Origin of the sequence: Ilumatobacter coccineus YM16-304, assembly GCF_000348785.1 — a bacterium.
GTDB classification, from domain to species: domain Bacteria; phylum Actinomycetota; class Acidimicrobiia; order Acidimicrobiales; family Ilumatobacteraceae; genus Ilumatobacter_A; species Ilumatobacter_A coccineus.
This window is the reverse complement of record NC_020520.1, coordinates 166,693-180,900: the sequence shown is the minus strand read 5'-3', so window position 1 is coordinate 180,900 and position 14,208 is coordinate 166,693. Positions and strand designations below refer to the sequence as shown.

Sequence of the window (14,208 nt, the reverse complement as noted above, 5' to 3'; positions counted from 1 at the left end):
CGGCGACGAACGATCTAGCGAGACTCAGCTGCGGACGAGGCGGCCGGGGCGGGCGCCGGTGAAGGCGTCGTTCTCGCGGGTCACCTGGCCGCCGACGATCGTGGCGGTGTAGCCCTCGGCGGCCTGGAGCAGCCGAGTACCGCCGGCCGGAAGGTCGGCGACGAGGTGTGGTTCGCGAAGCTGCAGGTTGTCGAAGTCGATCACGTTGAGGTCGGCGCGCTTGCCGACCTCGACCACGCCGCGATCGGTGAAGCCGAACAACGCAGCGGTGTCGGCGGTCATCTTCTTGATGACGTGTTCGAGCGGCAGACGCGGGCCCCGCTCGCGGTCACGCACCCAGTGGGTCAGCATCCAGGTCGGCGTCGACGCGTCGCAGATGAAGTTGGCGTGAGCGCCGCCATCGGCCAAGCCGAGCACGGCCGCCGGATGGGTGAGCATCTCATGGAGCGCGTCGCCGTTGCCGTGCGCGTAGCCGAGGAACGGCATCATCATCAGCGCTCGGCCTTCACGGTCACGGAGGCGTTCGTACAGTTCCTCGATCGGCTCGACGCCGTGCTGCTCGGCCAGCGCGGCGATGCTGCGATCGGGGGTGGGCTCGTAGTCGACCGGATCGCCGAGCAGGTACTGGCGCTCGTACGAACTGACCACCTGGTACGCCATCGGCTGGGAGTCCTTGATGCTCTCCATCACCTGGGTCGACTCGGCGATGAGACGCGCCTTCAACTCGGGGTCACCCATTGCTTCCGCCTGTTCGGCGAACGAGAGGTCGCGCAACGGTGCGAACGACGGCATGTCTTTGAAGCGGTGCTTGGTCGACAGGCCGATGAGGATGCCGAACGGACGGCCGGCCACCTGCGGGATCACCTGATGGCCGGCGTCCTGCGCTTCCTGCGAGCGCTCCATGAGCTCTTTCCACTCGTCGGGCTCGACCATGTTCTGCAGCATCAGCCACGTGACCGGTCGGCCGATGTCGTCGGCCAGACGGCAGATCCAGTCGATCTCCTTCTTGGGTGCGACGAGGTCTTCGCCGCCGAGCCCGGCGGGTGCCACTTCGAAGACGCCCTTGCCGGCGCGCGCCATCGCGCGCCCGATCGTGAACAACTCGTCTTCGGCCGCGAACGTGCCCGGCACGGGTTCGCCGTTCATCGCGCGGTGCCCGATCGTGCGACTCGTGGAGAAGCCCATCGCGCCGGCCTCGACGGCCTCGTTGACGAGTTGCGCCATCTCGGCGATGTCGTCGGACGTGGCCGGTTCGTTGTCGGCGCCACGCTTGCCCATGACGTACGCGCGCAGCGGACCGTGGGCGATCATCGCCGCGATGTCGGCGGCGTACTCACCGCGTTCGAGTTCGTCGAGGTACTCGGGGAAGCTCTCCCAGTTCCATGAGATGCCTTCGCTCAACGCGGCACCCGGGATGTCTTCGACACCTTCCATCAGCTCGATCAGGAAGTCGTGCTCGTCAGGCTTGGCCGGGGCGAAACCGACGCCACAGTTGCCCATCACGACGGTGGTGACGCCGTGCGGGGTCGATGGTTCGAGCTCGCTGTCCCAGGTGGCCTGGCCGTCGTAGTGCGTGTGGATGTCGACGAAGCCTGGCGTGATGATCTTGCCCTGCGCGTCGATCTCTCGTGTTCCGGGGCCGACTTCGGCATCGGGCGCGACGGCGGTGATGACGTTGCCGTCGACCGCGACGCTCATCCCATCGGCCGGCGCGGCACCGGTTCCGTCGACGAGTCGGCCGTTGCGGATCACGAGATCATGCATGCCGCCAGTCTCGCGTAGCGAGTTGATGACATCGCTCCCGGAGCGACGTAACCAACTCCGGTCAGGTGCGCGAGGGCGGGTCGAGGGCGTCGCCGCAGCGATGGTTGAGCGCCCGGATCACGCGGTCTTCGCGGTGGCTGCCGAGCAGGCTCACCGTTGCCGTGGCGAGCGCAAACCGGCGACCTTCGACCGCTGGCAGGCCACACCACCGAGCGATGAGGATCGCGAGGAAGTGACCGTGCGCGAAGACGACACCGTTGCCGTCGGGGACCTCGGCGTCGAAGCGCTCGATGAACGCATCGGCGCGAGCGCCGACCTCGTCGACCGACTCACCGTCGATGATCTCGTGGGTCCACACCGACCAGTCGGGAATGCGCTCGCGCGACTCTGGCGTGGTCTCGCCTTCGTACACGCCGTAATCCCATTCGACGAGGCGGTCGTCGATCTCGAGGCCGCACGCAGGCCGAACCAGCTCGGCGGTTTCGCGTGCTCGGATCAGCGGGCTGCTGTACGCCCGTTCGAGGTTCCACCCGGCCAACGTGCGTGACGCGGCTCGGGCTTCGTCGCGTCCGACGTCGGTCAGCGGGATGTCGGTGCGCCCGGTGTGTTTCCCCATCCGTGACCACTCGGTCTGGCCGTGTCGGATGACGAGGAGTTGCGCCGAGCTCATGGGCATCATCCTCGCACCGCAGGGCGGTTCGTCGCTCGGATCGGGGCCGGCGCGCGTTTGAACGGCGCCCACGCCGGGCAGTCCCAACATGTGGAACCGACAACTGATCCCACCCGCACCACCACCGAGCCGACGACCGAGCAACTCCTCGCACTGCTCGTCGAACAGCGCCGAGAGATCGAGTCGCTTCGACGTCGTGTCGACGGTTTCGACGAGCACCGAGACGTCCCCGACCGAGCGCCAACGGCCGCCGCCACCGAGATCTCGTCGAGCCGCCGCAAGATGCTGCAGCGACTCGGCGCGACCGCAGCGGGAGCCGCGATCGCTGCGCCGCTCATCGCTCGGCCCGTCGCTGCCGCCGACGGCGACGCCCTCGTCGCCGGGGCCCAGAACTCCGCGACGGAAGCGACGTTGCTCTTCGGCGGAACCACGCAACCCAACACGAGCGTCCTCTCCGTGGCCGACGAGCCGAAGGAGATCGACATCGAGGCCGCGATCGGCGGGTTCGCCACCGGCTCCGACGTCTACAACGGCGTGGTCGGTCACACCGAGACGTCGACCACCAGCGTCGAGAGCGGTCATGCGTTGGTCGCGTATCCCCAGACCGTGCCCGGCAAGCAGGCGCCCCGGTCCAACATCTGGGTGCGGCCGCTGCTCGACGACCCGCGCAGCGACACGAAAGAGCACACCCCCGGCGAACTCGTCGCCGACACCAACGGCGAACTCTGGTATTGCGTCGACCGGGGCACGCCCGGGGAGTGGCGACGCATCAGTGGGTTCCGGACGGCCGGTGCGTTCGTCCCGATCGCTCCGACGAGGGTGTACGACAGTCGGTTCACCGCCGAGGGGCCGATCCGCTCGGGCGATCAGCGACTGGTCTCGATCGCCGACGCACGCGACGTCCGCACGGGAACCGTCATCGATGTCGGCGCGATTCCGGTCGGCGTCACCGCGGTCGCCTACAACCTCGCCGTCACCAACACGACGGGGAGCGGGTTCTTGTTCATCGCACCGTCGGGCGTCGCCGAGGTCACCGCGGCGAGCCTCAACTGGGGAGTCGCCGACGAGTCGGTCAACAACGGCAGCACCGTGAAGGTCGACGGCGACCGATTGCAGCGCGTGTTCTGCGGTGGCAACGGCAGCGCCGACTTCATCCTCGACATCGTCGGCTACTACGAGTAGCCCTTCCGGGACGCCGACCCCGAGCGCGAGCCGCGCCGGCGTTCAGTCGCAGCGTTCGAGGCGGAACTGGATGGCGGTGGCGCCGGCGTCGAGGCTGGCACGCAACAGTGTCGATGCTGCTGCGACCACCGCGTCGACATCGCCTTCGGCCGTGGTGGCGAACGGACCCATGTCGGCGGTGAGGCCAGCGGCCTCGATCGCGGCGACAGCGGCGTCGACGTGCGGACCGGGCTCGTTCTCCTTGAACGGCTCGACCAGGACTTCGAGACGGGCGTTGCTCACCCGCCCAGACTACGCCCACCGGACGGTTTGTCTCTGAGACAAAGCGTCCGGGCGGGGCGGGGCGTGACGGGATTCACGGCCTGTTCGAGGTCCCGAGTTGCTTGACGTTTTGTTAAGGCCCAGTGGTAATGTCGGCACGTGCCAGGGACAACAGGCGCGGATCGCCGCGAGCTCTCCATCGACCCCACCCGGCTCACTGCGCGACTCGACGAACTGGGTCAGATCGGTGCCATCCCCGGCACGATCGGCTGCGCTCGGCTCGCGCTCACCGACGACGACAAGGCCGGGCGCGACCTCGTTCGTACCTGGATGGAGGAACTCGGTCTCGACATCTCGATCGACGGCATCGGCAACGTCATCGCCACCATGCCAGGGTTCGACCCGTCGCTCGCCCCGGTGATGACCGGGTCGCACATCGACACCGTCGCCACCGGAGGCCGCTACGACGGCAACCTCGGCGTGCTCGCCGGACTCGAAGTGATCGAGACGGTGCTCGCGGCAGGCATCGAACTCGAACGTCCGCTCGCCGTCGGCTGGTTCACCGACGAAGAAGGCGCTCGTTTCCCGCCCGACATGCTCGGCAGTCTGGTCTACGTCGGCGGGCTCCCGCTCGAAGACGCGCTCGAGATCGAAGACCGTGATGGCGCGGTCGTCGGCGACGAACTCGACCGAATCGGCTATCGCGGTGCGGCCCCCACACCGGGTCGCGTGCCGCACGCGTTCGTCGAACTCCACATCGAGCAGGGCCCGATCCTCGAAGACGAAGACATCACGATCGGTGTGGTCGAGGGCGTGCAGGGCATCTCGTGGACCGAGCTCACGATCACCGGTCAGTCGTGCCATGCCGGCACCACCCCGATGCGCCTGCGCCACGACCCCGGCTACGTCGCTGCGGCGATCACCACGTTCGTCCGCGATCTCACTCGCGAGCTCGGCGGGTCGCAGGTCGCCACCGTCGGCCGGCTCGACCTCACCCCCAATCTCGTCAACGTCGTGCCGTCGGTCGCCACCATGACCATCGACCTGCGCAACACCGACGAAGCGACCTTGCAAGAGGCCGAAGCCCGCTTCCGCGCCTTCGTCGAGCAGACCGCCGAGCGCGAAGGCGTGTCGGTCGACTCGCGCACGCTCGCCCGGTTCGAGCCGGTCGAGTTCGACCCCCGCGTCATCGACATCGTCGAGCAGGCGGCCGAACGGACCGGACAGTCGTCGCGTCGACTGCCGTCGGGAGCCGGTCACGATGCGCAGATGTTCGCTCGGGTCTGCCCGACCGCGATGATCTTCACGCCGAGCGTCAACGGCATCAGCCACAACGTCACCGAATACACCGAGCCAGCCGACCTCGAGGCCGGTGCCAACGTGCTGCTCGACGTGATGCTGACCCTCACCAGCATGGAGTTCTCCACATGACCCGTTTCATCGACGTCGGAGCCGCCCAGCTCGGGCCGATCGCCCGCGACGAGACCCGCGAGCAGGTCGTCGACCGACTCATCGCGCTCCTCCACCAGGGCGCGGCTCGCGGCTGCGAACTCGTCGTGTTCCCCGAACTCGCGCTCACCACCTTCTTCCCCCGCTGGCATCTCGACGACGGCGAAGGCGACGAGATCGAGGGCGACACGACCGAACTCGACTCGTACTACGAGATCGAGATGCCCAACACGGCGACGCAGCGGTTGTTCGACGAGGCGAAGCGACTCGCCGTGGGTTTCTGTCTCGGCTACGCCGAACTCACGCCCGACGGCCACCGCTACAACGTCTACATCCTCGTCGACCGCGAAGGCGAGGTCGTCGGCAAGTACCGCAAGGTCCACATTCCCGGCCACGAACGACACGAGCCGTGGCGCAAGTTTCAACACCTCGAGCGTCGGTACTTCGAGGAGTCACCCGACGGCTTCCGAGTGCACGAAGCGTTCGGCGGCACGATCGGCATGGCGATCTGCAACGACCGCCGCTGGCCCGAGACGTACCGGGTGATGGGATTGCAGGGCGCCGAGATGATCCTCATCGGCTACAACACGCCGCTCGACTACGCGCCCGATCCGTCGCAGAATCCGCTGCAGGCGTTCCACAACCACCTCGTCATGCAGGCGGGCGCCTACCAGAACGGCACCTGGGTCATCGGCGTCGCGAAGGGCGGTGTCGAGGAAGGCGTCGAGTCGCTGGCCCAGACGGTCATCATCGCGCCGTCGGGTCAGATCGTCGCTCAGGCCACCACGATCGACGACGAACTCGTCATGGCGCGCTGCGACCTCGACATGTGCGATCGGTACAAGAAGACTCTGTTCGACTTCGACCGCTACCGGCGACCCGACATGTACACCGCCATCACCGACGGGCCGCCATCGTTGGTCGTCGCCGCCATCGAGACCGAGTCGACCAAGCTGACACCCGAGGACGCCGTGATACCCGCATCGACGAAGGAGCAAGCGCAATGACCGAATTCACCGTCAACGGCGAGCAGGTCGAGGTCCGCGACGACCACCCGCACCTGCTCGCAGCACTGCGTGAGGAACTCGACATCACCTCGCCGAAGGACGGCTGCTCGCCGACCGGACAGTGCGGGTGTTGCACCGTGCTGATCGATGGCAAGGCCCGCGTGTCGTGCCAGACGTCGATGGAGAAGATCGCCGGTTCGGAGGTCGTGACGCTGGAAGGCTTCGACCAGGCCGAGGTCGACCGGATGGCCGACGCGTTCGCTGCGTGCGGCGCGCTGCAGTGTGGCTTCTGCACGCCGGGCATCGTCGTGCGCACCAAGGCGTTGATCGACAAGAACGGTGCCGACCTCACTCGCGAGCAGGCGTCGCGCCACCTCGGCGCACACCTCTGCCGATGCACGGGCTACATCAAGGTCCTCGATGCCGTCGAAGCACTCGCCCACGACAACGTCCCCGTCGTCGTGCAACCCGGCGGTGTCGGCTCGCGCGGCGTGAAGTACGAAGGCCGTGAACTCTCGGTCGGCGTGCGCGACTTCATCGACGACATGCGCCCCGACGGGATGCTCCACGGCGCGCTGCGCCTGACCGATCACGCACGAGCCGACATCGTCGGCATCGACGCGTCGAAGGCGCTGGAGATCGAGGGCGTGCACGCGGTCTACACCGCCGCCGACATTCCTGCCGCCCAGCGCGTCGGCATCATCCACAAGGACTGGCCGGTCATGATCCCGGTGGGTGGTCGCACCTCGTACCGCGGCGACGTGCTCGCCATCGTCGTGGCCGACACCCGCAAGATCGCACGCGACGCGGTCGAACTCGTCGAGGTCACCTACGACGTGCTCGAACCGATGGTCGACCCGGTGCGCGTCGTCGAGAGCGACGATCCTGCGGTGTGGGAACTCGACGGCAACACGCTGTCGACGTCGACGTATTCACGTGGCGATGTCGACGCCGCCCTCGCCGAGTCGGCCTTCACGGTCGACGAGGTGTTCCAGACGCAGCGCATCGAGCACGCGTTCCTCGAACCCGAATCGACCCTTGCGGTGCCGACCATGCCCGCCGACGGATCGGGCGATGAGCCCGAGTCGCTGTACGTCTACTCCGGCGGCCAGGGCATCTGGGACGACCGCAACGACATCGCGGCCATGCTCGGCATCGACACCGACCGGGTCACCACCGAACTCGTCTCGAACGGCGGCGCCTTCGGCGGCAAGGAAGACATGTCGAACCAAGCGCACACCGCGCTGGCCGCGTGGAAGACCGGACGACCGGTCAAGATCACGCTGTCACGCGAAGAGTCGTTGCTGATGCATCCGAAGCGGCACCCGATCCGCATGCACTACCAAGCGGGGTGCGATGCCGACGGCAAGCTCACCGCCATCAAGGTCCGCATGATCGGCGACTCGGGTCCCTACGCCTCGGTCGGGATGAAGGTGCTCGAACGAGCGGCAGGGCACGCCACCGGGCCGTACCTCGTGGGCAACGTCGACGTCGAGGCCGTCGCCGTGCGCACGAACAACTCGGTGTGTGGAGCGTTCCGCGGGTTCGGCGCCAACCAGGCGCAGTTCGCGATGGAAGGTGTGCTCGAACGTCTCGCCGAGCAGGTCGGCATCACCGGTTGGGAGATCCGCAGTCGCAACGTGGTGACGCCCGGAACCGTCTGGGGGCCGGGCCAGAAAATGGACGACGGCTGCAAGGGCGCGCGCATGTGCCTCGACGCGGTGAAGCCCGCGTACGACGAAGCGATGGCGGCGGGCAAGGCGGTCGGAATGGGCCTCGGGTTGAAGAACTCGGGCCTCGGCAACGGCTTCAAGGAGATCGCCAAGGCCGTCGTGCACTTCCTCGAACCCGTCGACGGCGAGCCGGGTCGCGTCGAGGTGCGGCACTGCTGGACCGAGATGGGCCAGGGCGTGCACACCGTGTGCCTCCAGGTTGCCGTCGAAGAACTCGGCATCCCGGCCGAGCGCATCGACGTGATCGTCGACTCGACTCGCGAACTCGGCGCCGGCCAGACCACCGGGTCGCGCGGCACGCTGATGGGTGCGGGCTCGGTGAAGGCGGCGTGCGAGGCTGCTCGCGCCGACGGGTGCAAGGTCGGTGTCGACTACGAAGGCGAGTACCGCGTCGACTGGACGAGTTCGCTCGGCCAGATCGAGGAGGCGAAGGCCGCCGGCAACGCGATCGACAACCCGATCATCCACTCCACGTTCGGCTACGCGGCGCAGGTCGTCGTGATGGACCCCGAGACGGGAGAGATCGAGAACGTCATCGCCGCGCACGACGTCGGCAAGGCGGTCAACCCGATGCTGTGCGAAGGCCAGATCGAAGGCGCCGTGCACATGGGGTTGGGCTACGCGCTGAGCGAGGGCTTCCCGTGCGACGAGACCGGGTTCCCCGTCAACACCACCTTGCGCAGCCTCGACATCATCCGCCCCAAGGACATGCCGCCGGTCGATGTGATCCTCGTCGAGTCGGCGCAGCCCGACTCGCCGTACGGCATCAAGGGCGTCGGCGAGATCGGACTCGTCCCCACGGCCGGCGCGGTGGCCGGTGCGATCCGCAAGCAGTCGGGCGAGTGGCACAACGAGTTGCCGATGCGCAACGAGGCCAACCGCGAACGAGCGAGCGCCTGGACCTGACATGAGCGCCGTGACCGCTGGGATGGTGTGCGCACACCATCACCTCTACTCGGCGCTCGCTCGCGGGATGCCGCCGCCGCCGAACGACCCCACCAGTTTCCTCGGCGTGCTCGAGAACGTGTGGTGGCGACTCGACCGGGCGCTCGACCTCGAGATGATCGAGTGGTCGGCCAAGCTCGGTGCGCTCGAAGCGCTCGAAGCCGGCACCACGGCGATCATCGACCACCACGAGTCGCCGAACGCGATCGAGGGGTCGATGTCGGTCATCGCCGATGCGTGTGAGGAGGTCGGGGTCCGCGTCAGCACCTGTTACGGCGTCACCGATCGTCACGGTGCCGACGGGGCGGCGCGCGGGTTGGCCGAGAACGACCGCTACCTGACGGACTGCGCCGACACCGGTCGCCGAGCGATGGTCGGCGTGCACGCGGCGTTCACCTGCTCCGACGACACGCTCGCGGCGGCCGCCGAACTCGCTGCGAAGCACGACGTCGGTGTGCACATCCACGTGGCCGAAGGGCCCGACGACGTCGACGCCGCCGACCGCATCCGCGACCTCACCCGCGACGACTGGATGCTCATCCACGGCGTGTTCCTCTCCGACGACCACGGGCTGCGCGGCACGATCGTGCACAACCCGCGCTCGAACATGAACAACTCGGTGGGCTACGCGGACCCATCCCGGTTCGCCAACCCGATCGGGCTCGGCACCGACGGCATCGGCGCCGACATGATCGCCGAGTTCCAACTGGCATTCGTCGCCAACCGCGCGCACGACCTCGAATGCGTCGCCGACACGGCGTGGTCGTGGCTCGACCACAACCGAGCGCTGTTCCCCGAGGTCGAGTCGGATCGCGTCACGTGGTCGTACGACCCGATCGACCCATGGCACCTCGCGTACACGCCGACGATCAGGGCGATCGACGTCGACATCGACGGCGAGCCGGCACTGCGCGACGGCGTCGCCACTCGCGTCGACGCCGACGAGATCCGCGCCAAAGCGCGCGAACAGGCCGCCCGACTGCACGCGGTGCTCGCCGACATGGCGTGACGCGATCGCGCGATCTCGCCACGATGTCGTCACACGGTGTTCATCGCCGTTTCTTTACAATTTGTTAGATTGCGGGCAGCCGCCACGTGCCGTCAGGGCACTGCTCGTTGGAGACCGACATGGACCAGACACCACCGCTCACCCCGATGTCGCTCCCGATGCTGCTGGAGCGAATCGCCCACGAATGGGAAACGCGCAAGCGGATCTTCGACCTGCCAACCGCTCGGTTCTGGAAGCCCGATCCCGACATCGACCTCTCGTTCGAATTCCTCGGTCGACCCGCGGCAACACCCATCGGCCCGGCCGCTGGTCCGCACAGCCAGATGGCGCAGAACATCATCCTGTCGTGGCTCGGTGGCTCTCGACTCTTCGAGCTGAAGACGGTGCAGGTCATCGACGACCTCGACATCGCTCGCCCGTGCATCGACATGGAGACGATCGGTTACAACATCGAGTGGAGCCAGGAACTGCTCATCGCCGACAGCCTCGAGGAGTACGTCAAAGCGTGGATGATCATCGAGATGCTGAAGCGGTGGGAACCGATTCGCGAGCTGGTCGGACCCGAGCCGGGTCCGCACGTGTTCGACATGTCGGTCGGCTACGACCTCGCGGGCATCCAGTCGGAGAAGGTCGCCGGGTTCATCCGCTCGATGGCCGATGCCGGTGACGAGATCGAGCGGCTCCGTGCGCAGATCCCCGACGACTCGCCGTTCGCCGAGTTCCGCGACCTCGAGTTCCCGACCGCGATCTCCGACACGATCACGCTGTCGACGTTCCACGGGTGCCCACCCGACGAGATCGAGGCCATCGTCAAGCACCTGATCGCCGACCACGACATCGACGTGATCGTCAAGCTCAACCCGACGCTGCTCGGCCCGGAGCGCGTGTCGCAGATCGTGCACGACACACTCGGCTACCAGGAGGTCGAGCTCGTCCCGACCGCGTTCGACGACGACCTCCCGTTCGACCGGGCGATCACGCTCATCGACGAGCTCAACGACTTCGCCAAGGAGCGAGGTCACCGCCTCGGCATCAAGCTGACCAACACGCTGGTCGTCAACAACCACAAGCAGTGGATGCCCGACCAGACGATGTACCTGTCGGGCGCACCCCTGCACGTGCTCGCCACCGCGGTGCTCGACGAACTCGCCACGGCGCTCCCCGGACGGTTCATGATTCCGGGTCATCAGAAGCAGGGCGGCGACATCATGGTGTCGTTCTCGGCCGGCATCACCAAAGACAACCTCGCCGACGCGATCGCGATGGGCGTGCAACCCGCAACGGTCTGCTCCGACCTCCTCAAGCCGGGTGGATACGGTCGGCTCGCTCCGATGCTCAAGGCGCTCGGCAAGGCCGTCGCCGACAGCGGTTCGACCGACCTGGCCGGCCTTCGAGCGGCAGCCGGTGACGCGGCGACCGCCGCCGGCAGCCGGAACACCGCAGCCGCGCACCTCGCGCACGTGACGGGTGCCGATCTGTCGAGCTATCACCTCGACGGCAACTCCAAGCTGCCCCGTTCGGTCGACCACGACCTCGAGATGTGGGGCTGCGTGGCCTGCAACTTCTGTGTCACCGTGTGCCCGAACGACGCCTTCTTCAAGGTGCCCACACCCGACGCGTTGAGCGACGGCGACGACGCCGTCTCGGGACGTCAGCAGTACCTCGTGTTCAGCGAACTCTGCAACGAATGCGGCAACTGCCTCACGTTCTGCCCCGAGAACGGTGACCCCGCGCAGATCAAACCGCGCCTCTATCTCGACGCCGATCGGTTCGCAGCGGCCGAAGGAACCCGCTTCCTGCTGGACCTGACAGGCGAACTCGACATCACAGCGGCCGACGGCGGCGACGACCAGGTTCCGACGCTCCGTTCGGTACTCACCGCCGCCGAGGGACTGCCGGTCCCCACCGCGGGGCGCGACACAATCGGCGACCGTTGACGCTTCGGTAACACCGCCGAAACCTCCCCCAGCTTGGCTGAGGGCTCTGATAGCTACGAACCCTGTTGTCGGAGCGCGCTCGCGTGCTGAACTCGGTGACGGCGCGCGATGACGCTCGTCGACAACGAGCAGCCACCGCCACCGGTCGACACGACCCCTGAGCTCGCTCCGAGCCTCGCGTTCCGGTTGATCAAGCCGATCGCCGGGCTGAGCGTGCCGATCGCCGCGGTGGTCGTCGCTCTGCTGGTCGGGGCGGTCATGCTGCGGGCACTCGGCGCGAACCCGATCGACGGGTACATCGCCCTGTTCGACGGTGCGTTCGGCGGCTGGGATCAGCTCGCCGACACCAGCATCAAGGCCATGCCGCTGCTGCTCGTCGGCATCGGCATCTGCATCGCCTTCCGTACCGGCGTGATCAACCTCGGCGGCGAAGGTCAGATCATCGCCGGCGCGATCCTCTCGACCACGGTCGCCCTCGCCATTCCCGGAACGCCGCGCCTCATCCTCGTTCCGCTCGTCCTGATCGCCGGCGGCATCGGCGGCGCGTGCTGGGGTGCGCTGGCCGGCGCGCTCAAGGCGTACGCCGGGGTCAGCGAGATCCTCTCGACGATCATGATGAACATCGTCGCCGGACAGTTCCTCAGCTTCCTGCTCCAAGACCTGCTGATCGAGGAAGGCGCCATCAAGATCCAGCAGACCGAGCGCCTGACCGACAACTCGCATCTGCCGCTGCTTCCCGGCGGCACCCGACTCCACCTCGGCGTCGTGATCGCCGTCCTCGTCGCCGTGCTCGGCTTCTTCCTCCTGTTCCGCAGCGCACTCGGTGTGCGCCTCCGGGCGGTCGGCCACAACCCCGACGCTTCGGAGTACGCCGGCATGGCCGTGAAGCGCAGCGTGGTGCAGGCCCTTGCGTTCAGCGGTGCGTGTGCCGGAGTCGCCGGCGCGATCCTCGTGTTCGGCAGCGAGTCGCATCGACTCATCGGCGAGGGAGGACCCACCGCGTTCACGCAGAACGCCGGTTTCAACGGCATCGTCGCCGCGCTGTTCGGCGCGCTCCACCCGATCGCCACGATCCCCGCGTCGTTCTTCTTCGGCGGGATGCTGACCGGTGGGATCCAGTTGCAGCGGGAACTCCAGGTGCCGGCCGCATTGATCGTCGCGCTGAACGGCGTGATCGTCATCGTGGTGGTCAGCTCGCTGAAGCTGCGATCGCGCATCCACCAGTGGTTCGAGCGTCGATCCGAGCCCACGTCAGCGCCGGCGGAGCAGAACGATGAGTGAGTTCTTCACGGTCTCCGTGCTCGTGGCGACGCTCGCGTCCGGCATTCGTCTGGCGACTCCGTTCCTGCTCGCGTCCCTCGGCGAGATGATCGGTCAACGCAGCGGGGTGCTGAATCTCGGCGTCGAGGGTGTGATGTTGATCGGTGCGTTCGCCTCGTACTTCACGGTGTTGCGGGCCGAGTCGGTCAAGAGCACGGTGCCGGGCATCGACTGGGTTCCCGACACGCTGCTCGGCGTCGTCGTGGCGCTGCTCGTGGGCCTGCTGATGGGCCTGGTGTACGCCTTCATGACCGTCGTCATGCATGCCGAACAGGGCATCAGCGGCATCGGCATCTTTCTGTTCGGCCTCGGGTTCACCGACCTGCTGTTCCAGAAGCAGGTCGGCACACCGCGTCCGATCACCGGGATCAGCAAGTTCGAGATCCCGCTGCTGTCCGACATCCCCAAGATCGGTGAGATCTTCTTCCAGCACAACGTGTTCGTCTACGTGGCGTTCCTCCTCGTGCCGATCGTGTGGTTCGTGATCAACAAGACGACGTTCGGCCTCGACATCCGAGCCGTCGGCGAGACGCCCGAAGCAGCCGACACACTCGGCGTGAGCGTCAACCGCGTGCGCCTGCAGACGATCCTGATCAGCAACATGCTCGCCGGTCTGGCTGGCGCGGCGCTGGCGCTCGAGATCGGCATCTTCCAGCAGAACCTCACCGCCGGTCAGGGCTTCATCGCCATCGCACTCGTCTACTTCGGCGGCTGGCGGCCGTGGGGGGTCATGGCCGGAGCGCTGCTGTTCGGCATCGTGTCGGCCACGGTCTTGCAGTTGAAGACGCTCGGCATCGTCGAAGGAGCGTCGTCGAGCCTGATGGCGATGGCTCCCGCCGTTCTGACGATCGTCGTGCTCGTCATCGTCAGCCGCCGCATCGCACCTCCGGCAGCGTTGACCAGACCGTTCGATCGAGCTGCCTCATGACAT

At 67.2% G+C, this 14,208-nt stretch carries 11 protein-coding genes; 8 read left to right on the top strand and 3 right to left on the bottom strand.

Annotated elements, in window-relative coordinates; all coding sequences use genetic code 11:
- Nucleotides 1-24: 24 nt before the first annotated feature.
- Both YM304_RS00825 and YM304_RS00820 read right to left on the bottom strand, forming a co-directional pair.
- Nucleotides 25-1,764, bottom strand: coding sequence for an N-acyl-D-amino-acid deacylase family protein (locus YM304_RS00825; protein ID WP_015439726.1), 1,740 nt, complete (start codon nucleotides 1,762-1,764; stop codon nucleotides 25-27).
- Nucleotides 1,765-1,825: 61 nt separating this feature from the next.
- Nucleotides 1,826-2,434 (bottom strand): histidine phosphatase family protein, encoded by a 609-nt coding sequence (locus YM304_RS00820; RefSeq protein ID WP_041298564.1) that lies wholly within the window; start codon nucleotides 2,432-2,434, stop codon nucleotides 1,826-1,828.
- A 90-nt stretch (nucleotides 2,435-2,524) separates the two neighbouring features.
- On the opposite strand from YM304_RS00820, the gene YM304_RS00815 reads away from it, so the two are divergent.
- Nucleotides 2,525-3,616, top strand: a complete 1,092-nt coding sequence (locus YM304_RS00815) for a hypothetical protein (protein WP_015439724.1) — start codon at nucleotides 2,525-2,527, stop codon at nucleotides 3,614-3,616.
- 42 nt (nucleotides 3,617-3,658) lie between these two features.
- Here YM304_RS00815 and YM304_RS00810 read toward each other — a convergent pair whose 3' ends face one another.
- The gene (locus YM304_RS00810) at nucleotides 3,659-3,898 is read right to left on the bottom strand and encodes a thiamine-binding protein (RefSeq protein ID WP_015439723.1); all 240 of its coding nucleotides are present in this window, start codon (nucleotides 3,896-3,898) and stop codon (nucleotides 3,659-3,661) included.
- A gap of 138 nt (nucleotides 3,899-4,036) precedes the next feature.
- Here YM304_RS00810 and YM304_RS00805 point away from each other — a divergent pair, with 138 nt between their 5' ends.
- From YM304_RS00805 to YM304_RS00775, 7 genes are all read left to right on the top strand, one after another.
- Entirely contained in the window at nucleotides 4,037-5,308 is a 1,272-nt protein-coding gene (locus YM304_RS00805) for a Zn-dependent hydrolase (RefSeq protein ID WP_015439722.1), read from the top strand.
- Complete coding sequence (locus tag YM304_RS00800) at nucleotides 5,305-6,333, top strand: N-carbamoyl-D-amino-acid hydrolase (protein ID WP_015439721.1); 1,029 nt, start codon at nucleotides 5,305-5,307, stop codon at nucleotides 6,331-6,333. The genes YM304_RS00805 and YM304_RS00800 overlap by 4 nt, the downstream gene beginning before the upstream one ends.
- Nucleotides 6,330-8,972, top strand: coding sequence for a molybdopterin-dependent oxidoreductase (locus tag YM304_RS00795; protein WP_015439720.1), 2,643 nt, complete (start codon nucleotides 6,330-6,332; stop codon nucleotides 8,970-8,972). The genes YM304_RS00800 and YM304_RS00795 overlap by 4 nt, the downstream gene beginning before the upstream one ends.
- Nucleotide 8,973: 1 nt before the next feature.
- Nucleotides 8,974-10,020, top strand: a complete 1,047-nt coding sequence (locus YM304_RS00790) for an amidohydrolase family protein (RefSeq protein ID WP_051071249.1) — start codon at nucleotides 8,974-8,976, stop codon at nucleotides 10,018-10,020.
- A 119-nt stretch (nucleotides 10,021-10,139) separates the two neighbouring features.
- Nucleotides 10,140-11,957, top strand: coding sequence for a 4Fe-4S dicluster domain-containing protein (locus YM304_RS00785; protein ID WP_015439718.1), 1,818 nt, complete (start codon nucleotides 10,140-10,142; stop codon nucleotides 11,955-11,957).
- 108 nt (nucleotides 11,958-12,065) lie between these two features.
- On the top strand, nucleotides 12,066-13,238 hold the full coding sequence (locus YM304_RS00780) for an ABC transporter permease (RefSeq protein WP_015439717.1): 1,173 nt from the start codon (nucleotides 12,066-12,068) through the stop codon (nucleotides 13,236-13,238).
- On the top strand, nucleotides 13,231-14,205 hold the full coding sequence (locus YM304_RS00775) for an ABC transporter permease (RefSeq protein ID WP_015439716.1): 975 nt from the start codon (nucleotides 13,231-13,233) through the stop codon (nucleotides 14,203-14,205). Before YM304_RS00780 ends, YM304_RS00775 begins: the two co-directional genes overlap by 8 nt.
- Nucleotides 14,206-14,208: the final 3 nt, after the last annotated feature.